Below are 22,680 nucleotides of genomic sequence, written 5' to 3'. Positions count from 1 at the left end.
GGGGGTATAGCTCAGCTGGGAGAGCACCTGCCTTGCACGCAGGGGGTCAGGAGTTCGAATCTCCTTACCTCCACCAAATAGGTGGAAAGTCATGAACTATTGTTCATGACTTTTTTTTGTTTTTATACTTGATAAGAGTTACTAATTATGAAATTATAATTAAATGGACTTTAGATTGTAAGAAAAATATTTTTTGATAAATTAAAGATAAATTAAAATAGGCTTTTATTTGATTTTAATAAGAAAATTTATTTTTTAATACAAATAAATATTTTAGAATATAAAAATGTAGTTTTAGTTGTTATAGAATGTTCTACAAAATTATAGGTAAGATATGATAAATAATACAATTAATTAAAATAAATATAGTAAATTTTTAAAAGTAGCAAGTAAATATATATGAAAAAAATATATATGAAAAAATTAAATTTTAGTTCTTAATAAATGTGTTAGTAAATAATAAACATTTAAAGGATATGATAAAATATAACTAATTAGTATTATAAAGAATTAATTTATAATATTGATTTTACAAAGTTTATTAGAGTTTAGATAAAGTATCTAATAAGAAACATCATAAAAAAATATTTTATAAAATATAATATAAATAATAAAATAATCATAAAAATTCTAAGATATTAAGTGCAAAATGTAGTAAAATGAAAAAATATCACTAAAGTTACTTATGTACAACTTGCCTACTATTATATATAATTATTCTATAGATAAATATATTATTTTTGATTACGTTTACAGGGTGTGATTAAAAGATTATAGTAATATAATATAGATAAATAAGTATAGTATATAATAATCTTTTAAAGTTATGATGGGGAGTGTTTTGGTTGACAAATATAGAAGAATTAAAGGAGCATCTTAAACAATTAAAATTAGAGAAGCGTGAATTGATTTTAGCTGGAAAAAAAACTTCTTGTATAGATGATAAAATTAAAGAAGTTGAAAAAGAAATAAATAGTTTATAAATTAATTAATATATTATCAGAAATCTAACTAATATTGTTAGATTTCTTTTTTTAGAATAAATCATTTAGTCAATTAATATAATTTATTTAGTAAGGTAAGTTTTAGGTGGGGAGATGATAAAATGATCAGAACGGTTGTATGTCATAAAGAGGGGTGCTGTGGAAATAAATTTTTTATTGAAACTATAGATAATAAAATTAAAGCAACATGTAGGGAATGTGAAAGTGAATATTTATATGATACAGGAAATGACGGATATGAACTTTTATCAACATGTGAATCATGTAAAAATGATACTTTTAAGTTATTTAGAAATATAAATAATAATAAAATTTATGCTAAGTGCTCTGAATGTGGAGATCCGCCAGAGAGAATATTTGTAGACCCTGATGGTATTCAGATAACTTATGATACAAAGCTTATGCAGGAAATAAAACAACAACTTCATACTATAGATCAAAGGTTATGTAATTTAAATATAAAAGTGGATGATATAGAGAGAGGGCAAAGTATTTTAGAAGAATCATTAGCTTATATAAATAAGTATATATTAGAGGATAGGTAATCAAATTTACATGAGTGTTTTCTGTATAGTATAATTAAATATATATATATACAGGAGAATATTAAGGTAAATGAAGATTAAGTTTAAAAGAATATTATCATGGATCTTGGTTATTGCATGGATGATATTTATATTTTATATGTCTAATCAACCTGCTAATATATCAAATGAACAAAGTGATTTTGTATTAAATTTGATAAAAAATTTAGGTATAGATATAAATAATATTTATATTGATTTGGCAATTACAATAATAAGAAAGGGTGCACACTTTAGTGAATATTTAATACTAAGCTTATTGTATTTTAATTTATTAAGATTTTATATTAATAAAAATAAAGCTTTAGTTTTATCAATAATATTATGTTTTCTATATGCATCAACAGACGAATTTCATCAGCTTTTTGTAGAAGGTAGAGCGGGGAGATTTACTGATGTTTTAATAGATACTTCTGGAGCTTTTACTGCATCAATTTTAGTTTTCTTGGTAAATAAAATTTTAAAAAAAAGAGCAAAATTTAAATAGTTTTGCTCTTTTTTATTTTCATATAAAACAATTTAAATTATTATAATTTTAAGTAATAAAAATTTAAATTATAGACTTATTTCTACTTTATATCTGTTACATGTATTGTTGAATATCCATTTTCATTTAAAGATGATACTATTGATTTCATTAATGAATCTTTTGATAAAATCCAATTAAAAGTATTTTTATTATCAGTAAATGATATATATTGAAGCTCTAATACTGGATGATAAAATAATGCTGCTAATAAATTTGGTGATGGATTTTTTAATCTTTTTGTTATAGAAGAAGTGTCTCTATTTTTAACATAACCTAAAGGTGCTGGTATGTAGACATTACCTTTAGAAGTTTCTTTTAAAGCTGTATAGTACAGTACACTATATGGTTCAAATAAATATTTGAAGTATTCTTCAATTATTTTCTTTTGCTTTCTTGTAGCTTGATAGTGTGGGCTTTCAAAAAAGTAAACTGGGATATTAAGTTTATTAGCTGTAAATAACCCATTTTCAATAACATCTCTAGTTGATTTTTCATTATTATTAAATTTATTAGATAGTTCAATTCCTGATAGGCTAGTACTATTTCCATATTGATGAGTATAGCCATGTAAACCAACCTCAGCACCACTGTTTATTAAGTAATCAATTAGATTTATAAATCCTACATTATTAATAGTATTATCAATTAATAAGTCATTATCAATTTTATTAGATGGGTCTTTATATCTAGGAACCCAAGCTATATGAAATCTTATTTTATTACTGTATAAATAATCTCCCAATGCTTTTAACTTAGTTTGATTAATATCTTCATATAAGGCTCCACCAGAAGAAAAATCTTCTAGTCTTATTAAAGCAGCTGGTCCATCTTTTAAATGTGATTCAGTTGTATTTACTTTTTTTAAGTTTGATTTTAATAAGTTTACTGTTTTATTTTTAAAATCAAATACAGAAGTAAGTGAAAATAAATACTCTATATCAGATAGCGATAAATAATAATTTTTTTCATAATCTAAAAGCCAACCTCTTAAATTATATCTTTTATTGTTTATAATTGCTTGTTTTTTAGATAGTATTATTGTATTACTGTAATTCGTTAAAGTTAGTTCATTATTATTAATCTCTTTATAATTTAATATTTTTCGTAAATAGTTTAAAGGTAAATAATATCTTTGACCTCTAAGTAAAATTGGTACATCTTTAGGAATCTCTTTTCCTAAAATAGATATCTTTACATTATTAACTTTTAGTACTTTGCAAGTATCTAGTGATACTTTTTCTTTGTATATAGATTCGTAGCTTATAGGTTTAATTTTACTTTTAACTATTCCATCTTGTACATAAGTTTTACCTTGAAAAAAGCTAAAGTAAAATGTTATTCCATAAAGTACTGCTATAGTGAATATAGTCAATATAGAGCATAATACTATCTTTTTAAATTTTTTATTTTTTCTTAGATTATTCATAATATAATCTCCTTAATTAATTGGTTAATAAATATATTTTAACATGATATATACAATATATTTATTAATGTAGTGAAAACAATTATGATTTATATTTATTTTCTAATTTTTACATAGTTATAATTAATATTTGTAAAATTAGCGTATATTTAAAAGAATAATTCAATAAAAATTCACAAAAAGGTTGATAAGTTAACATAAATGTTATATAATGTACACATGTTGAAAACATATGTTTATTTATAAAGGACGTGTGATTTGGAATTATATAAGGGGGTATATGAATGGAACAAAAAATTAAAAAGAAAGGTTTCTTGAATATGGTAGAACGTGTTGGAAATAAATTACCTCATCCAGCTACTATATTCGTAATCTTATGTGGAATAATAGTACTTCTTTCAGCTTTATTAGCTAATATGGGGGTTAGTGTTACATATACAGGACTTGATAGAGCCACTAACGAAATAAAAGAATTAACTGTATCTATTAAATCATTATTAACTTCAGAAGGAATTAGATATATGTTTGAAAGTGCAGTTTCAAACTTTACAAGTTTTGCACCGCTTGGAACCGTTTTAGTTGCTCTTTTAGGAGTTGGGGTTGCAGAAGGTACAGGACTTATAGGAACTTTATTAAAGAAGTTAGTTACTAGTACGCCTAAGAGTTTAATAACTGTAGTTGTTGTTTTTGCTGGAGTAATATCAAATATTGCATCAGATGCAGGGTATGTTATATTAATACCTCTTGGTGCAGTTGTATTTTTAAGTTTTAAAAGACATCCTCTTGCAGGTATTGCAGCTGCATTTGCTGGTGTATCTGGAGGCTTTAGTGCAAATATTATTTTTGGACCAACTGATGCATTACTTGCAGGTATAACAACAGAATCTGCAAAAATGGTGCAAGCAGGATATGAAGTTAACATAGCTTCAAACTGGTTTTTCTTAATAGCATCAACTGTATTAATTACTGTAGTTGGAACTATAATAACTGAAAAGGTTGTTGAGCCAAGACTTGGACCTTATAAAGGTAAAAATCAAGTTGAGGAGATTAATGGAATTTCAAAAGAGGAAAAAAGAGGTCTTAAATTTGCATTAATAGCATTAATATTATTTGTAATAGTTATGGGGTTACTTGTTATTCCAGAATGGGGACCACTTAGAAATCCTGAAACAGGAGAAATATTAAAATCACCTTTTATGAACTCTATGGTTGCAATTATATCTATGGGATTCTTTATTCCAGGAATAGCTTTTGGAATAGGTAAAGGTGATATTAAAGATGATAAACAAGTTGTTCATCTTATGAGTAAAAGTATGTCTTCTATGGGAGGATATATAGTTTTAGTATTCTTTGCAGCACAATTTGTTGCATACTTTGGTTATACAAATATAGGAACTATAATTGCTGTTAAGGGAGCAGACTTCTTACAAAATACAGGTATAGGTGGAGTTCCTTTAATATTAGGATTTATAGCAGTTTCAGCATTTATAAATTTATTTATGGGATCTGCATCAGCAAAATGGGCTATAATGGCACCTGTATTTGTACCTATGTTTATGAGAATGCACTATTCACCAGAACTTGTTCAAATGGCATATAGAATTGGTGATTCAAGTACAAATATAATTTCACCTCTTATGACATATTTTGCTTTAATAGTAGCATTTGCAGAAGTATATGATGAAGACACAGGAATAGGAACACTTATATCAACTATGGTTCCATATTCAATAGCATTTTTAATATGTTGGACAATATTATTAATAGCATGGTTCTTATTAGGTTTACCACTTGGACCAGGCGCAGGATTATATATTTAGATAAATATATAAAAATAATATAGCAAGTAAGAAGTTTTGCCTTCTTGCTTGCTTTTTTTTAGCTTTAAATATGTTAAAATTATATTTGTTATTTATAAATATTAAGTTATTTATAATATATAAAATTTAGGAGGACTATATATGGAATTAAAAAGGTTTAGAGATGGATTTACTAGTTTTGTAACTATTGCACTTAAACCATTAATTTTTATATTGCTTTTAGCATCTATAGGCTATATAGGTATTTATAAAAACAAATTTGATATAGCAATGACAATATCATTTAGCTCCGTAGTTATATCTATTTTTTTAGCTTATATTTTGCTAAAAAGTAAAACGCTTAGTAATAAAAGTAAAGTATTAATTATTTTAAGTTTTGGAGCTTTGATAAGAATTTTATGGCTTATTAATATAAAAACTGTTCCAGTATCGGATTTTAATACTATTTATGAAACTGCAAAGGAAGTAATAAAAGGAAATTATAGTATGATGTGGGGAACAGAATATATAGCAAGATTTCCACATTTAACAATTATGGTTATTTATATGGCATTTATGCTTAAGTTTTTTACTAATGCTCTTTTAGCTATGAAAGTTGTAAATTTAATTATGGGATTAATTGTAATTTATTTAATATATTTAATAGTTAAATTAGTATTTGAAAAAAATGAATATGGATTAATAGGTGCTTTAATTGCGACTATTTTCCCACCTTTTGTAACATATACTGGGGTATTTTGTACAGAAAATATAGCTATACCATTTTACTTAGCAAGTATATACATTTTTATTTTAGTGTGTAAGAAAAAATTACATATATCTATGTTTATTGTATCTGGGGCACTTTTATCTGTTGGAAATTTATTTAGAATGGTTGCAACTGTTACAATAATAGCTTTTATTATGTATATAGTTATATATACAGATTTTAAATTCAAAGAAAAGATAAGATCAATTTTTATGATATTAGTATCTTTTGTATTAATTCTTGCTATAGCAAGTTCTACACTTAAACTTTATAAAGTAACAGAAAATCATTTATGGAAAGGTAGAGAGCCGGCAATAACTAACATATTAAAAGGAACTAATATGGAATATGGAGGAAGATGGAATTTAGAAGATACTATAATACCTGAAAAATATAATTTTGATGAAGATAAAATTAAAGAAGTATGTACTAATATAATTATTGAAAGATTTAAAAATGCTAAACCTGCTCAAATAGGAAAGTTTTATTTAGATAAATATACTACTCAATGGATAGATGGGGATTTAAGTGGTGTATTCTGGTCACAAAATAATATTAAAGATGATGATATTTTAATAAATTTTAGTTATGGTGGGAAATTTGCAATACAAATTATATCTTCTATAATTATGGCATTGGTTTTTATTGGATTATTTGATAAAAAAAGATATAGGAAATATTCTGGAATTAATTTATTTTATATAATATTTTGTGGATATGGACTATTTTATTTAATTACAGAAAATCAATCAAGATATGCTTATATTGTGAGTTTTGTATTTATTATAATGGCTATGTCTGGAATTGAGTTAATAGGAAAAGTATTTAAAAGAACTAAAGTAAAAAATAAATAAAATTGGGTGAATAAAAGATAATGAAGGAAAAAAGATTAAATATAGGTACTTTAATAAAGGGTTTAATACTTATAATATTAGTTATAAAAAGTATAATATTTATTGGTATTGGATCATCAAATACAGGAAAAACTTTTTCTAGTTTTAAAATAGAAAAAGAATTGATTTTAGCTCAATTAGCTTTTATAGGTATTTTAATTTTTATATCACTATTTTTTAAAGGAAAAAGACAAATAACATATTTAATAATAGTAGATATAGTATATTCATTAATACTAATAGCTGATATTTGGTACTATAGAGCTAGTAGAAATTATTTAGGACTTAGACACATCTTATTTAAGGATATGTTTAATCCAATGCATGAAAGTTTAATAAATCCTAATAAACTAGATTTATTATTTTTAATAGATATACCGGTATTAATTTATATAAGAGTTAAAATAAAGAATATATTAAATTGCAAAAGAAATATAAAGTTATCTATTTTAGGAATTATATTATGCATACTAACAATATATATAACTCATTATTTAATTGATATTAAAGATATTACTAAAGGTAGAGTAAAATTTATGAGTGTAGAATGGTCTCCATTTATAATGGCGCAAAATCAGTCACCTATTGGATATCATTTATATGAAGCAATTAGAGCAATAGAAAAGAAAAATTTCCAGGGTAATAAAGATGAAATTAAACAAGTTGATGATTGGCTTGCTTGGAATAATAAAAAACTTCCTGATAATAAATATAAAGGAATATTTAAGGGTAAAAATGTTGTGTTTTTACAGATTGAATCATTAGAAAATTTTGTTATAGGTAAAAAGGTGTTAGGACAAGAAATAACGCCGAACTTAGATAAACTTATGAAGAAGTCCTTTTATTTTGATAATATATATGAACAAAATAATGCAGGAAATAGTATAGATTGTGATATGATGGCAAATACAGGGCTTTTAACATTAGGGGATAGTATAACATTTTTAACACATGCAGATGTTAAATATAAATCATTACCTAGAATACTAAATGAAAATGGATATACTACAATTTCAACTCATGCAGAGAGGGCTAGTGATTGGAATTGGTCAGAAGCACATAGTAATGCTTTAGGTTATCAAGATATGTGGGATATTGATTCATATAAATTAGATGATATTTTTGGAATGGGACTATCAGATCATTCTTTTTTAAATCAATATGCAGATAAGCTTAAAACATTGAAAGAGCCATTTTTTTCTACTATACCTACGTTATCTAGTCATGGACCTTTTGATTTACCAGATAAGTATAGAGAGCTTAAATTACCAAAGAATATTGACGATACAAAACTTGGAGGTTATTTTCAAAGTGTTCACTATACAGATAAGCAGATAGGATTTTTTATAGATAAGCTTGAAAGGTTAGGTTTATTAAATGATACAGTTCTTGTTATTTATGGTGATCATGGTGGAGTTCATAAATACTATAACGATGAAATTCAAAATGTACCACTAGAAGGAGATTGGTGGAAAGAGAGAGACTATAAGATACCACTATTCATTTATGGAAAAGGTATAGAGGGAAAAACAATAAGCGTAGCTGGAGGACAGACTGACATAGTTCCAACAGTATTATATTTATTAGGAATAGATGTTAAAGAAAATATATTTATGGGAAGAAATTTATTAAATACAAATAGGAATTCTACAGTAATAAAAGGGAATAAAATTGTTGGAAATCCTACAGAAGAGGAAAGAAAAAAATTAGAAAAAGCTTATACTATAGCAGATTATATTATAAAAAATAAATATTTTGAAACTAAAAAATTGGTGAATTAAATAAAAAGAAAAGGGGAAAAAACTAGATTTTTTCCTTTTTTCTTTAAATTTATTATTAAAAAATTCGTTAATTTATTGTTATATTTGATAATATTAAATATAATATTAAAGTTAGTTAATGTTTCTACTAACTAAAAGTTGTTTAGTATTTAATGGTAGAGAATTTAATAAAAATTAGGAGAGTTTGAATGGAAGACAAAAGAAAAAATCAAAAAAAGAACAATAAAAAGACCCAAAAAAAAGCTTCAAAAAAGTGGACAAGGATCTTAGCGTTTTTAGTTTTTGAAATAGTATTTACTGCTATTACAGCACCTTTTGTATTACTTTATGGTCCTTTTGATAATGCAAAAAGAATTTATGTTGGATCAGCAATGACTAGTTTTAATCACCAATATTTAGCAACAATGTTTTTGTCTAAAGAAAAAATAAATGAAATAATGAATTCAACAGATGGTTCAAATAATAATTTAACAGCTCAAAACGGTTCAGTTGTTAATGTTAATGCATCTAACAATAAAGAGATGGAACTATATAAATTTGAGAATACAAAATATAATGGATATATGTTAGTTGTAAAAGATCCTAAAAGAGTCCATGTTGTAAGTACAAAGTACACTGGAAAAAAAGGTGAAACTACATCTGAAATGGCAAAGGATAATAATGCAGTAGCAGCCATAAATGGGGGTGCTTTTATTGATACTTCTAGTAGTTCAAATTGGACTGGTAATGGAGGAACTCCAACAGGTGTTATAATTTCTAATGGAAAATTAGTATTCTCTGATATGAAAACAGATAATACTAAAACTGAGTGTATGGCTATAACAAAAGAAGGAAAAATGTTAGTTGGTAAATATAGTTTAAATGAACTTAAGAATTTAGATGCACAAGAAGCAGTTAGTTTTAAACCAGCACTTATTAAAGATGGTGTGCCTACTTCATTAGATGGAGCTGCTGGAGCAGGAGGAATAGCACCAAGAACAGCAATTGGACAGAGAGCTGATGGCTCAATAGTTATGATGGTTATTGATGGAAGAAGTTTAGTAGATGGAATTGGTTGCACTATAACAGAATTACAATCACTTATGCTTACAAAGGGTGAATGTGTTACAGCAATTAATTTAGATGGAGGAAAATCATCTACTATGTATCTAGATGGAAAAGTTATTAACAATGTGTCTAATGGACTTGGAGAAAGATATATTGCTTCTTCAATAATAGTAAAATAACAAAGGAGAAGGTATGAGAAAAGTAAAAATAATATTAGCTTGGATTGCAGTATCACTTATACTACAATGCTCAGTACTGTTCTTTTTGGACAAGTTTTATTTTAAAGATAATACTGATGTAAGTATGGAAAAGGTAGTAATAGGATCTCAGCAGAAAAAAGAGATTATACATGTTAATATACCAAGTGATGCTAAAGATATAAAAGTTTCATATGATGGAAAATATATAAGTTATTACATGGGATTTATATTAAATGTATGTGATACTGATAGTGGTGAAGTTAAACAATTAGAAACTATAAATTCTGGAAATATATTAAAATCTGTATGGCTAGAAGACAGAAATATGTTATTAACTTTAGAGGTTGAAGATAATCAAATAATTCTTTGTAATTATAATCCAGAAAAGAATGTTAATGAAAAGATAGTCGATATATGTAGATATAGCAAAGCTTATAAGACATTTAATATAAAAGCTTCAACTATAACTGGAGTTACATATGTAAGAGTTGGAAATATGATTTATAGAATTGATATAAATCAAACAGCAGCTGTACGTGTACCTACCGTAGTTAGAAATATAGGTGAAGTTGGATTAATACCAACTAAAGATAGATTAGTATATATGGCTAATAACGGAAGTATAATTCATGTAACTCAGCCTAATGAGAGAATAGAAATAAATACTTCAGGAAAATTAAAAATACTTGGAATAGATGAAGAAGGAATTCTTTATTTAGGAGAAATTATTGATAATAAGGTCCATAAAATAATTAAAAAAGATTTAGATAATGTAGAATCTAAATCTCAAAAAGTACAATTAAAAGAACCTGTAGATGCTAAGGATATATTTATAGATGGAACTGGAACCATATTTATAAATAATAATTTAAATAAAACTATAACTAATATAGGAACAGGAAGCCAAGTGAAGTATGAAGGAAAGTTTTTAAGTTTCTATAATAATGGTATATCAAGTATAGTAAATGGAAGATATTATAAAACACAATATCCAAAATAAAAAATAAGAGCTGAAGTTTTTTTCAGCTCTTATTTTTTTATTAGATTAACTGAGTTAGTTTTAATATATCAATTCTAAATACTAAAAAACTTTCATAAAAATTATTAAGAGAGTTTATAAGGGTGGGTGGATTGTAAAATATGGAAAATTATAATGTTGAAGATATTAGAAATGTTGGTTTTATAGGTCACGGTTCATCAGGAAAAACTTCTTTAGTTGAAGGATTATTGTATGATGGGAAAGTTATAACTAGAAGAGGCAAAATTGAAGATGGAAATACAGTATCAGATTTTGAGGATGAAGAGAGGAGAAGAGGTATATCACTTTCCTTATCAATAGAGCCTTTAGAATGGAAAAATAAAAAGATAAATTTAATTGATATACCTGGATATTTTGATTTTGTAGGTGAAAGTATAGAGGGGATGAGAGCATCAGATATTGCAACTATAGTTGTTTGTGGAGTATCTGGTGTTCAAGTAGGAACAGAGAAGGCTTGGGATTATTGTAATAAGATAAAATTACCTAGAGCATTTTTTATAAATAAATTAGATAGGGAAAATTCAAGCTTTGATAAAACTCTTGAAAATCTTAAAGATAGATTTGGTATAAGTGTTGTACCAATTCAATATCCAATAGGAAATGAATCAGATTTTTTAGGTGTTATAAATGTAATATCAAAGAAAGCGTTTATATATAATAAAAAAATTAGAAAAATGGAAGAAAAAGAAATTCCATTAAATCTTATAGATAAAGTTAATAAATGTAAAGAAATGATTACTGAGGCAGTTGCTGAAAGTGATGAAGAGTTATTAGATAAGTATTTTACAGAAGGCAGTTTAAGTGATGAGGAACTTTATAAAGGATTAAAAAAGGGGTGTATTAATGGTGATATAGCTCCTGTAATGTGTGGAAGTTCATTAAATGGAATAGGGATGAGTTTATTTTTAGATAATATAGTTGAATGTTTTCCATCACCTAAAGTTTCATTGGCACAAAAAGCTACAATAGAAGATAAAGGAGAAAGTTATTTATCTATCACAGATGAATTACCATTTTCAGCTTTAGTATTTAAAACTATAGCAGATCCTTTTGTAGGTAAAATATCTTTATTTAAAGTTATTACTGGTAGTATAGAAAATGATATACAAATTATTAATGTAAATAAGGAAAAGAAAGAAAAAATAACTAATTTATTTTTTTTAAGGGGAAAAAATCAGATTCAAACTAATAAAATTATAGCAGGAGATATAGGGGCAGTTTCTAAATTACAATTCACAGAAACAGGGGATACCCTTGCTGATTTTAATTTTAAAGTTAAGTACGATAAATTAAATTTTCCAGATGCAAAAATGGCTATGGCAATATTACCAAAATCTAAAGGTGATGAAGAAAAAATATCTATTGCTCTAAATAAATTAATGGAAGAAGATCCAACTTTTAAAGTAACAAGGGATATAGAAAATGCTGAGCTTATAGTATTGGGTATTGGAGAAACACATTTAGAGGTTATAGCATGTAAAATAAAAAATAAATTTGGTGTTGATGTTTTGTTAAGAGAGCCTAAAGTTCCGTATAGAGAAACTGTTAAAGGTATTTCTGATGTTCAAGGAAAACATAAGAAGCAATCAGGTGGACATGGTCAATATGGAGATGTAAAAATAAAATTTGAAAGAAGACATGATGGAGTTGATGATTTAGAGTTTGTAGATAAAGTTGTAGGTGGTGCTGTTCCAAGAAACTTTATACCAGCAGTTGAAAAGGGGTTAAGAGACTGTATAAAACATGGTGTTCTTGCGGGATACCCAGTAATAGGACTTAAAGCAACACTTTATGATGGTTCTTATCATCCCGTAGATTCATCAGAAATGGCATTTAAAATAGCTGCATCAATAGCATATAAAAAGGGATTAGAGTCAGCAAAACCAATATTATTAGAACCAATAATGAAAGTATCAATATTAATACCTGATGAATATATGGGAGATGTTATTGGGGATATAAATAAAAAAAGAGGACGAGTAATTGGAATGGAGCCATATGGAAAATTTCAAAAAATAGTATGTGAAGTTCCATTGGCAGAAATGTTTAAGTATTCTACTGACTTAAGATCTATAACTCAAGCTAAAGGAGATTATACAATGGAATTTGAGAGATATGAGGAGTTACCACAGATTGAGGCATCAAAGGTTATAGAAAATAAAAATAAAGAAAAACAAGACTAAGTAATAAAAGTATTACTGGAGATTTTTTCAGTAATACTTTTATTAAGGTTATTTTGTAATAAATTAAGAAAAACTACATATAATAACTATACAAAATAATTGTTATTTTGCTTAGATTGGAGGAAATTCTAATGTCTGATTATCGAATGGATATAAGGGGAAGTATTGGACTAAGTGAATATAGTAATATTTATGATTATTTATGTATAGTTGATAAAGATGATAAATTTACAATATCAATAGATAAACAAAGTAAGGAAAGTGTTGGTACAATAAGCTCTATGCTTAAAGATAATAGATTTACTGTTGAGAATGAATGGGTTGATGGTAGCGGAAATTATATGATAAAAGCACATAAAGAAGTATAAATTTTTAAAATTGTTTAATTTAATAATAAATAAGGACTTTATTATTTCTATAAATATATTAAAATAGAATAGTAAGTCCTATTTTTATATGGAATAATAAATTATTATAGAAACTATACTAGGAGGTTTGTAATGAAAAATTACGTAGTTGGTGTAGACTTAGGTGGAACAAAAATAAGTACTGCGCTTGCAGATTTAGCAGGTAACGTATTAGCACAAAGTATAATACCTACAAATGCACATGAAGGTGAAGAAAGAGTTTTAGAAAGAATAATAAAAAGTATTCAAACTGTTATAGCTGAAGGTGAAGTTACTTTAGAAGAAATTAAGGGGATTGGTATAGGATCACCAGGACCTTTAGATTCAAGAAAAGGAATAATAATAACTACTCCAAACTTACCATTCAGTAACTTTAACTTAGTTAAACCATTAGTAGAAAAATTCAATGTACCAGTATTCTTAGATAATGATGCTAATGTAGCAGCAATTGGAGAATACATGCTTGGAGCAGGTAAAGGTAAGAAGAATATGGTATACTTCACAGTTAGTACTGGCGTAGGTGGTGGAGCAATAGTTGATGGAAACATTTGTAGAGGAAATACATCAAATGCTTTAGAGATTGGACATATGACAGTTTCACCGTTTGGACCAAGATGTGGTTGTGGAAATATTGGTTGTTTAGAAGCGCTATCATCAGGAACAGCAATTGGTAAAAGAGGACAAGAGGCTGTAAATAGTAAAGTTGAAACATCACTTAGAAATTATGAAAAAGTTACTTCATATGAAGTGTTTAAAGAAGCTGAAAAAGGTGATGCTGTAGCTAAAGATATAATAGATGAAGCATTAACATATTTAGGAATAGGAGTAGCAAACGCTATTTCAATTTTTGATCCAGAAATGGTTGTTATAGGCGGAGGTGTTTCAAAAGCTGGAGATATAGTTTTTGAAAAAGTTCGTGAAGTTGTAAATAAAAGATGTTTTAAAGCAATGGCAGAAAGTTGCGAAATAGTACCAGCTGGTCTTGGAACAGATGCAGGGGTTATTGGTGCAGTTGCATTAGCTTTATTAGAACTTGAGAATTATTAAAACTTAAATTATATAAAAAACTGAGAATTAAATTCTCAGTTTTTTTATTTTATATTAAAATTTTTAAAGATATTTTTAGTGTAAATAGTTTTTTAAAAATTAAGTTTTCTATAAAAGGTTATATAAGTATTTAAGTTTTTATGGAAAATAATAATATTTTATATAATTAAATAATAATATATCATTTAAATAAAAGTAAATATTATTATTAAAATATGCTGCGAAAGGTATAGAAATATATTGATAAAGTGATAAAATTTATATACAGACATATTGAGTAAAAATTTATAAGAGTTAAATTTAAATATATGGGGGAATATAAATGGTTACAGTATATTTAACAAGACATGGACAAACTGAATGGAATATAGAAAAAAGACTTCAAGGACATGGAAATTCACCTCTTACTGAATCTGGTCTAAGAGGTGCTGAGGAGCTTTCAAAGAGATTAGAGAATATTAATATTGAGCGTATATACACAAGTCCTATTGAAAGAGCTTACAAGACAGCTATTATTTTAAAGGGTAATAAAAAAATAGATGTAGTAAAGCATGAAGGATTAAAAGAAATGAATTTTGGGGATTTTGAAGGAAAAATAACAGAAGATGTTATGAAAGAAAATCCAGATTGGAATATAAATTTAATAATGCAAGGAAATCTTGAAATGCGTGCTCCAAATGGAGAAACTTTAGCTGAGGTTAGAGAAAGAGTAAGTAAAGCTATGGATGAAATAATTAAAGATAATGAAGGAAAAACTATATTGATAGTTGGACATGGTATAACTTTAAAAGCTATAATGAATTATTTTAAGGATAAGGATGTTAATAACGAAGTTATGGGTCAAACAACTTTAACTAAGGTAAATGTAGATGGAGAAAATTTTAATATAGAATTTAAAAATGACGGAAGTCACTTTACTATAAAAGAGAAAAAGCAAGGGTGGTAAATTTTAAAAATATTGAATAAAAAATATAATTAATACATATATTATTGTATGAAGATAAATTTACAAATAAGGGATGAGAATAAATTCTCTTCTCTCATACATATTTATGAATCAACTAACATTTATAATTAGAAGATTCATAAAATACCCATGCAATAAACTCTGTGTAATGAGAGGAAGAATTTTTTATATAAACTACTCTCAAGTATTTTTTATATTATTTTCAATACTTGAGAGTAGCAACATAAAAAATTTATATTTAACTCATGATAATTAGGGTGATAGTTAATTTTTAAAAATTTGCTATCACCTTATTATTTTATTTAAAAATGGAATATAATAAAGTATGATAAGTAAAATAAATTTTATAAGTAAGAAGGGATATTATGAAGTGTGAGATACTAGCAGTTGGAACTGAGATACTTTTGGGAGATATTTTAAATACTAATGCTCAATATCTTTCAAGAGAGTTAGCGGAACTTGGATTTGATGTATATTATCATGAAGTAGTTGGTGATAACAAAGAAAGAATACTTAAAGCTTTAGAAACATCATTTAATAGAAGTGATATTATAATAACTACAGGTGGATTAGGACCAACTAAAGATGATATGACTAAAGAATTAGTTTCTGAATTTTTAGGAATGAAAATGTGCTTACATGAAGAAAGTTTAAAAAGTATAAAAGAATATTTTAATAAAATGGGAAGAGAATTTGTTAAAAGCAATGAAAAACAAGCATATTTCCCAAAAGAAGCTATAATTTTAAAAAATAGCAATGGTACAGCTCCTGGTGCTGTATTTGAAAAGAACAATAAAGCTATAATAGTTTTGCCAGGACCTCCAAAAGAAATGAAGAGTATGTTTAAAGAAGAAGTAAAAAAATATTTAAAAAAATATTCTGATGATGTAATAATTTCTGAAGTTTTAAGAATTTTTGGTGTTGGAGAAAGTAAAGCAGAAGAAAAATTACAAGATATAATAGATAATGGAATAAATCCTACAGTTGCACCTTATGCAAAAGAAGGTGAAGTAATATTTAGAATAACAGCAAAAGCACAAAATGAAGAAGAAGCAAGAAAAATGATAGTTCCAATAAAAGATGAAATATATAAAAGACTTGGAAATTCAGTTTATAATACAGGAGAAACATCTCTTCAAGATACAGTAGCTAAGTTGTTAATAGATAAAAATATGACAATTGGGGTTAGTGAATCATGTACAGGAGGACTTGTTTCAGCAAAACTTATTGAATATCCAGGTGTATCTGAAGTATTTTTAGAAGGTGCTGTTACATATTCTAATGAAGCAAAAATGAGAACTTTAAAGGTAAAAAAAGAAACATTAGATAAATTTGGAGCTGTAAGTCATGAAACAGCAAGAGAAATGGCAGAAGGTATAGCAAAAAGATGTGGCTCTAGAATTGGCATATCAACAACAGGTATAGCTGGACCAGGAGGCGGAAGTGATGAGAAGCCAGTAGGTCTTGTTTATTTTGGAATATATTTAGATGGGAAAGTTAAATCATTTAAACATATATTCACAGGAGATAGAAATTCTATAAGAAATAGAGCTAGCATGACAGCTCTTAATATAGTTAGAACAGAAATATTAAAAAAATAAAAGTGGGTAAAATAACAAAATCCCTCTTTGTTTAAAAACATAAGAGGGATTTTTAATGTATATAAATAAAATGGGGGAGAGGCGATTAATTAATGAAGCAAATAGCCTCAATAATTAGTATCTCCTAATTTATATAAAATATACTTAAAAATAATTTAAAAAGGAGAAATATATGAGAAAAGTTTTTAGAGCTAATGTATATTTTCTAATAATACTTATACTAGAAATAGTTATGCCTTATATAACATATCCAATTTATAAGGGGTTAGGAATAGGTGATGTAAGAGTTGTTTTAGTATTAAACCATATACTACTATTCTTAGTTCCTGCAATTATATATGTATTAGTAACTAAATGTAATGTAAGACAAACATTTAAATTTAATCCATTACCAATAAAAGATTTATTTTTAGTTATAGTACTAGCTTTCTTGTGTGTACCAATAATGAATTTCTTTGGACTTATAAGTGGATTTTTCTTTGAAAATAATGTTGGCAACTTAATAACATCAATATCAGGAACACCATATTTAATACTTATGGGAATAATAGCATTTATGCCAGCTATAACTGAGGAAATAACTTTAAGGGGTATAGTTTTATCTGGATATGATGATAAAAATAGGCTTAAATCAGCATTAGTAATAGGATTATTTTTTGGAATATTTCATTTAGATGCTAATCAGTTTTTATATGCAACAGTATTAGGGTTTATATTAGCTTATGTAGTTAGGATAACAGGTAGCATATTTTCATCTATGATTATGCATTTTATACTAAATGGAACATCAATAACAATGCAAAAATTAATAACATTAATAAATCCAACTTATATGGAACAGACAAGTGAAGTTTCACTAAAAACTCTTCCATTAAGTGAAAAATTAATTTTATTACAAGGTTCTATAATAATATTTGCTATTTGTGTAATATTAGCTTATTTAGTTATTAGAAAATTAGATAAAAGAAGTGATTTTAAGGAAAGCTCTAAATTAATTGAAATTAGGAAATATACTAAGGTTGAGGAATCAAGGGAAAGAATTATAGATGTACCTTTTTTAGCTATAATAGTTATATATATAATATTTATGATATTTCATATTAAATAATAAAGCTTAGGTGACTTTAAGTTCACCTAAGCTTTATTATTTAAGTTGTTTATTACACTATTGCTATTACTATAAAGATAAGAAAAGCATGTACTTTTTATCCACCCTCTAGAATTAATATTGCTATCAATTGGAAGAGAAATATAATACCAAGTATCTTTTCCTACTTCAGCTTTATCAAGTATTTTAACTTCCATCTTTACATTTAAGATTTGTATAATGTAAGAATTATCTAATGGAGAAATAAATACTTTAGAATTTTCTTTTATTATTCCAAAGTTATTTTCAGGATAAGAAAATTTAATAGATAATCCACCTTTAGTATTATAATGACTTGGGGCATATTTTTTTAACTTATTTATTTGACTGTTTGCTACTATAAGTTGTTTCCTACTTAAATTTAATTTTTTTTCGTAAGAGAAGATTAAAAAAACTATAACAGAAATAGATATTACTAATATTAATGCATATATCAAAATATTAAACCTCTAAAGTACTATATGATATATTATATTTTTGATTATATTAAATTATTCAAATTATTTGATTATATTAAATTATTCAAATTATAATTTATCAAATACTGATTTTAATACTTTTCCAATAGAATCATTTATGACTAAATTAGCTTTATTATCATATTGTGTTGAACTTTTATTTATAAGTATTAAGTTTTTTCCTCTAAAGTAATCTACAAATCCAGCAGCAGGATAGACAACTAAGGAAGTTCCACCAATAATTAAAGTATCTGCATTTTTTATTGCATTTAATGCTCCATTTATAACATTATTATCAAGAGCTTCCCCATAAAGAACTACATCTGGTTTAATAGTACCTCCACAGCTTTCACATTTAGGAATATCTTTTGATTTTATTATGTAATCTAAATCATAACTTCTATAACAATTAGTGCAATAATTCCTATATACAGAACCATGGAGTTCAAATACATTTTTACTTCCAGCCATTTGATGAAGACCATCAATATTTTGAGTTATAATAGCTTTAAGTTTACCCATTTTTTCTAATTGAGCCAAAACAATGTGAGCTGGGTTTGGTTTTGCCTTTGTATAAATCATTTTATCTTTATAGAATTTATAAAAATCATTAGTGTGACTATAAAAGAAGTTGTGGCTTAAGATTTCCTCAGGAGAAAATTTACGATCATATTTACTACTATATAAGCCATCGGCTGATCTAAAATCTGGAATTCCTGACTCAGTGGATACCCCTGCACCACCAAAAAAGACTATATTTTTGCTATTTTTAATTATATTAGTTAGTTCTTGAATCTTATTTTCCATAAAAAACATCTCCAAACTATAATATTTAATACTTTAATTATTGCACAAATAAAGACAAAAATAAAATTTGTACCTAAATTGTAATAGAGTTAATAATTAGATTATATTTAAAAATATAAAATATATAAATTATTACACAATTAAAATATAATAAGTTTATTGAAATAAATTTCAGAAAAACTTTGACAGGTAACTAAATATTAGTTATAATATGTTTGTATCTAGTGATGATGGCATAGAGGAAACACTCCTTCCCATTCCGAACAGGAAAGTTAAGCTCTATAGCGCCGATGGTACTGCATGGGTGACCGTGTGGGAGAGTAGGGCGTTGCTAGGTTTGTAAGGCTCGATAGCTCAGTCGGTAGAGCAGAGGACTGAAAATCCTCGTGTCGCTGGTTCGATTCCTGCTCGAGCCACCAAGAAAGCACTAACATTTAGTTAGTGCTTTTATTTTTATATAAAAATATAAGAGGTGAAAGGGAATGAAATTAGAAGTTTGTGTTGGTAATTATAATGAGGCGTTACAAGGATTTAAGGATGGTGGAGATAGAATAGAATTATGTGATAACCTTCAAGAAGGAGGAACTACTCCAAGTTATGGAACTATAAAAAAAGCAGTTAATAACATAAAAATTCCTGTAAATGTAATAATAAGACCAAGAGGTGGAGATTTTAATTATTCAAAAGATGAATTTGAGATAATGAAAGAAGACATAAAAATTTGTAAAAGTTTAAATGTAAATGGAGTTGTATTTGGAATACTAAATGAGGATAAAACTATAGATATAGAAAGAAATAAAGAATTAAAAGAGTGTGCTGAAGGTTTAAGCACTACTTTTCATATGGCCTTTGATGAAATAAAAAATAAAAAAGAAGCAATAGATATTTTAGTTGAACTTGGAATAGACAGAATACTAACAAAAGGTGGAGAAGAAAATGCTCCAAATAATTTAGATAAATTAAAAGAATTAATAGAATATGCTAATGATAGAATAATAATAATGCCTGGTGGAGGTATAACATCTCAAAATAGAGATTATATAAAAAGTTATACTAATGCAAAAGAATTACATGGAAGTAAAATAGTAAAATAAATGATTATAATAAGCCAATTTGGACATATTTTATAAATATAAACTTATTTTAGTTTATACATTTTTATTTAAGGTTTACTTAAGGAATTGTTAAGAAATATAATCTATAATAAAAATGAGAATATGGGAATTGGAGTGGTTTTTATGATCGATAAGATTAGTTTAAGTGAAGCTGAATTTACATTAGTATCAAAAGGTATAGCTTTTGGAGTTGGAATTGGAATGCTTATTGGTATTTTTATTGGAGATGTAATACTGTTCTTTTCTCTTGGTGGAGTGTGTGGAATTTTATCAACCTCCATATATTCTATGATTAAAAGGTTAAAGAAATCAGAAAAATAGAACTATAAGTTAACTAATTAAAAGTAATTACAAAAAAAGATATAAATTTTGAAGTTGTACTATTAATCTTTATAATTAATTTAATATAAATATAATTATTAATTGAGAATGTAATGCTGCTTTAAAGAAACCACTAAATTATTAAGAAATTTGAATATAATTATAAAAGTGATTTAGTAACAAAAGATAAAATTAATTAAGTAATTAATATAGTAAAATAGAAATAGTTAAGAAATACAAGGGTATGCTTTAAATAAACAAGCATACCCAATTATTTTAAAAAATATTACAGTAAAAATAATTTATAAAACTATACGAATATGATTTTAAACTAAAAAATATCAGACTTAAAATTACTTTTTTATAATTTAAAGTCTGATATTTTGTTTATAAATTTTCAATTTGCCAATCGATAGGTTTTTTATTGATTTTAGCTAAGAAATTATTAGTTTTAGAAAAAGGTTTGCTTCCAAAGAATCCTCTAGATGCTGAAAGAGGACTTGGATGAACTGATTGAATTATATAATGAATAGGATTCGTTATAAGAGTTTTTTTCTTAATTGCATTATTTCCCCAAAGTATAAATACAATAGGTTCATCTTTTTGATTTAATAATTCAATAATTTTATCTGTAAAGATTGACCATCCAATTTTTTGATGTGAATTAGCTTTTCCAGCTTCAACAGTAAGGGTAGTATTCAATAATAATACACCTTGATCAGCCCATTTTTTCAAGTACCCATTATTTGGAACATAGCATCCTAAGTCAGATTGTAATTCTTTATAAATATTTACTAATGAAGGTGGAATTTTATTACCAGGCTTAACGGAAAAACTAAGTCCATGAGCTTGATTAGGTCCATGATAAGGGTCTTGACCTAATATAACAACTTTAACATCTTTGTAAGTAGTAAAGTGTAATGCATTAAAAATATCATACATATTAGGATATATAGTTTTATTTCTATACTCATGAATAAGAAATTTACGTATTTTAATATAATAAGGTTTAGAAAATTCATCCCTTAGTAAGTTATCCCAATCGTTTTTTAAAATTTGAGACATATAATCACCGCCTTATAATAGAGTATATCATAGAAAAATATTGAAAAAAGGGGGGAGTTTTAAGTATAATATTCAAAATATTTAAAAAAATATAAGAAACATAACCTAGAGTATCATTATAAAAAATATAAAGAAAACATGAATAAATAAAAGAAATATGAAGATAATATCAATATATTATAAATTAAATTTATATATGGTGTGTTCTATATGATATTATAAAACACGTCGCTGATGCGGAAACGAAATATCAACAAAATTTTGAAAGAGAAATTTTATTGACATATAGTTAGCTAAGTGATAAGATTTTAAAGGTCTTTTGAAAATTTTAAAATGCTTTTTAACTTAACAAAAATGTTTAAAAAAAGTGTTGACAAAAAAATTTCAAAATGATATCATAAGCAAGTCGCTTGAGGGCGACGAGATAAAATGGTCTTTGAAAATTGAACAGAATATAGAAATACATTTAGAACCAGCAATTCTTTTTACAA

The 22,680-nt window shown here is 26.0% G+C and carries 20 protein-coding genes, 2 tRNA genes and 1 rRNA gene; 19 read left to right on the top strand and 4 right to left on the bottom strand.

What is annotated here, in order from left to right:
- The 4 genes from AC4FQW_RS13160 to AC4FQW_RS13145 all read left to right on the top strand — a co-directional run bounded on the left by AC4FQW_RS13160 (position 1) and on the right by AC4FQW_RS13145 (position 2,075).
- Positions 1-76: transfer RNA gene (locus AC4FQW_RS13160), tRNA-Ala, on the top strand.
- A gap of 769 nt (positions 77-845) precedes the next feature.
- The gene (locus tag AC4FQW_RS13155) at positions 846-983 is read left to right on the top strand and encodes a hypothetical protein (RefSeq protein ID WP_303130282.1); all 138 of its coding nucleotides are present in this window, start codon (positions 846-848) and stop codon (positions 981-983) included.
- Between the two features lie 122 nt (positions 984-1,105).
- A complete protein-coding gene (locus AC4FQW_RS13150; RefSeq protein ID WP_491149512.1) occupies positions 1,106-1,549 on the top strand; it encodes a hypothetical protein in 444 nt (147 codons plus the stop codon).
- A gap of 70 nt (positions 1,550-1,619) precedes the next feature.
- Positions 1,620-2,075: a VanZ family protein gene (locus AC4FQW_RS13145; RefSeq protein WP_303130285.1), complete on the top strand. Its 456-nt coding sequence runs from the start codon at positions 1,620-1,622 to the stop codon at positions 2,073-2,075.
- Between the two features lie 82 nt (positions 2,076-2,157).
- Here the strand turns inward: AC4FQW_RS13145 and AC4FQW_RS13140 are convergent, their stop codons facing one another.
- Positions 2,158-3,543, bottom strand: coding sequence for a DUF2334 domain-containing protein (locus AC4FQW_RS13140; protein WP_491149511.1), 1,386 nt, complete (start codon positions 3,541-3,543; stop codon positions 2,158-2,160).
- 284 nt (positions 3,544-3,827) lie between these two features.
- Here AC4FQW_RS13140 and AC4FQW_RS13135 point away from each other — a divergent pair, with 284 nt between their 5' ends.
- The 11 genes from AC4FQW_RS13135 (at position 3,828) to AC4FQW_RS13085 (ending at position 18,384) form a co-directional block, all read left to right on the top strand.
- Positions 3,828-5,363 (top strand): AbgT family transporter, encoded by a 1,536-nt coding sequence (locus tag AC4FQW_RS13135; RefSeq protein WP_303130287.1) that lies wholly within the window; start codon positions 3,828-3,830, stop codon positions 5,361-5,363.
- A 141-nt stretch (positions 5,364-5,504) separates the two neighbouring features.
- Complete coding sequence (locus tag AC4FQW_RS13130) at positions 5,505-6,965, top strand: glycosyltransferase family 39 protein (protein ID WP_491149510.1); 1,461 nt, start codon at positions 5,505-5,507, stop codon at positions 6,963-6,965.
- A gap of 20 nt (positions 6,966-6,985) precedes the next feature.
- A complete protein-coding gene (locus AC4FQW_RS13125; protein WP_491149508.1) occupies positions 6,986-8,785 on the top strand; it encodes an LTA synthase family protein in 1,800 nt (599 codons plus the stop codon).
- Between the two features lie 188 nt (positions 8,786-8,973).
- Positions 8,974-10,011, top strand: coding sequence for a phosphodiester glycosidase family protein (locus AC4FQW_RS13120; protein ID WP_303130291.1), 1,038 nt, complete (start codon positions 8,974-8,976; stop codon positions 10,009-10,011).
- 13 nt (positions 10,012-10,024) lie between these two features.
- Positions 10,025-11,032: a hypothetical protein gene (locus tag AC4FQW_RS13115; protein WP_491149507.1), complete on the top strand. Its 1,008-nt coding sequence runs from the start codon at positions 10,025-10,027 to the stop codon at positions 11,030-11,032.
- 140 nt (positions 11,033-11,172) lie between these two features.
- Positions 11,173-13,254: an elongation factor G gene (fusA, locus tag AC4FQW_RS13110; protein ID WP_491149506.1), complete on the top strand. Its 2,082-nt coding sequence runs from the start codon at positions 11,173-11,175 to the stop codon at positions 13,252-13,254.
- A 131-nt stretch (positions 13,255-13,385) separates the two neighbouring features.
- A complete protein-coding gene (locus AC4FQW_RS13105) occupies positions 13,386-13,622 on the top strand; it encodes a hypothetical protein (protein WP_303130296.1) in 237 nt (78 codons plus the stop codon).
- A gap of 132 nt (positions 13,623-13,754) precedes the next feature.
- The gene (locus AC4FQW_RS13100) at positions 13,755-14,708 is read left to right on the top strand and encodes an ROK family protein (protein ID WP_303130298.1); all 954 of its coding nucleotides are present in this window, start codon (positions 13,755-13,757) and stop codon (positions 14,706-14,708) included.
- Between the two features lie 322 nt (positions 14,709-15,030).
- Complete coding sequence (locus tag AC4FQW_RS13095) at positions 15,031-15,654, top strand: histidine phosphatase family protein (RefSeq protein ID WP_303130299.1); 624 nt, start codon at positions 15,031-15,033, stop codon at positions 15,652-15,654.
- A 386-nt stretch (positions 15,655-16,040) separates the two neighbouring features.
- Positions 16,041-17,276, top strand: a complete 1,236-nt coding sequence (locus AC4FQW_RS13090) for a competence/damage-inducible protein A (protein WP_491149505.1) — start codon at positions 16,041-16,043, stop codon at positions 17,274-17,276.
- A gap of 172 nt (positions 17,277-17,448) precedes the next feature.
- Positions 17,449-18,384 (top strand): CPBP family intramembrane glutamic endopeptidase, encoded by a 936-nt coding sequence (locus AC4FQW_RS13085; protein WP_303130303.1) that lies wholly within the window; start codon positions 17,449-17,451, stop codon positions 18,382-18,384.
- A 26-nt stretch (positions 18,385-18,410) separates the two neighbouring features.
- Here the strand turns inward: AC4FQW_RS13085 and AC4FQW_RS13080 are convergent, their stop codons facing one another.
- Together AC4FQW_RS13080 and AC4FQW_RS13075 are read right to left on the bottom strand one after the other, a co-directional pair.
- Positions 18,411-18,860: a hypothetical protein gene (locus AC4FQW_RS13080; RefSeq protein WP_303130304.1), complete on the bottom strand. Its 450-nt coding sequence runs from the start codon at positions 18,858-18,860 to the stop codon at positions 18,411-18,413.
- Positions 18,861-18,950: 90 nt separating this feature from the next.
- Complete coding sequence (locus AC4FQW_RS13075; RefSeq protein ID WP_491149503.1) at positions 18,951-19,688, bottom strand: NAD-dependent protein deacylase; 738 nt, start codon at positions 19,686-19,688, stop codon at positions 18,951-18,953.
- Between the two features lie 220 nt (positions 19,689-19,908).
- Between AC4FQW_RS13075 and rrf the strand changes: the two genes are divergently transcribed.
- The 4 genes from rrf to AC4FQW_RS13055 all read left to right on the top strand — a co-directional run bounded on the left by rrf (position 19,909) and on the right by AC4FQW_RS13055 (position 21,124).
- Positions 19,909-20,025 (top strand): 5S ribosomal RNA (gene rrf, locus AC4FQW_RS13070).
- 6 nt (positions 20,026-20,031) lie between these two features.
- Positions 20,032-20,107, top strand: a tRNA-Phe gene (locus tag AC4FQW_RS13065).
- A gap of 63 nt (positions 20,108-20,170) precedes the next feature.
- The gene (locus AC4FQW_RS13060; protein WP_303131249.1) at positions 20,171-20,782 is read left to right on the top strand and encodes a copper homeostasis protein CutC; all 612 of its coding nucleotides are present in this window, start codon (positions 20,171-20,173) and stop codon (positions 20,780-20,782) included.
- A gap of 144 nt (positions 20,783-20,926) precedes the next feature.
- The gene (locus AC4FQW_RS13055) at positions 20,927-21,124 is read left to right on the top strand and encodes a hypothetical protein (RefSeq protein WP_303131247.1); all 198 of its coding nucleotides are present in this window, start codon (positions 20,927-20,929) and stop codon (positions 21,122-21,124) included.
- Positions 21,125-21,511: 387 nt separating this feature from the next.
- On the opposite strand, the gene AC4FQW_RS13050 is transcribed toward AC4FQW_RS13055, so the two are convergent.
- The gene (locus AC4FQW_RS13050; RefSeq protein WP_491149501.1) at positions 21,512-22,189 is read right to left on the bottom strand and encodes a uracil-DNA glycosylase; all 678 of its coding nucleotides are present in this window, start codon (positions 22,187-22,189) and stop codon (positions 21,512-21,514) included.
- Positions 22,190-22,680 lie beyond the last annotated feature (491 nt).

This window comes from Clostridium sp. TJA085 (assembly GCF_058310235.1).
The sequence above is the reverse complement of the archived record's forward strand: the minus strand, read 5'-3'. Positions and strand labels throughout refer to the sequence as shown.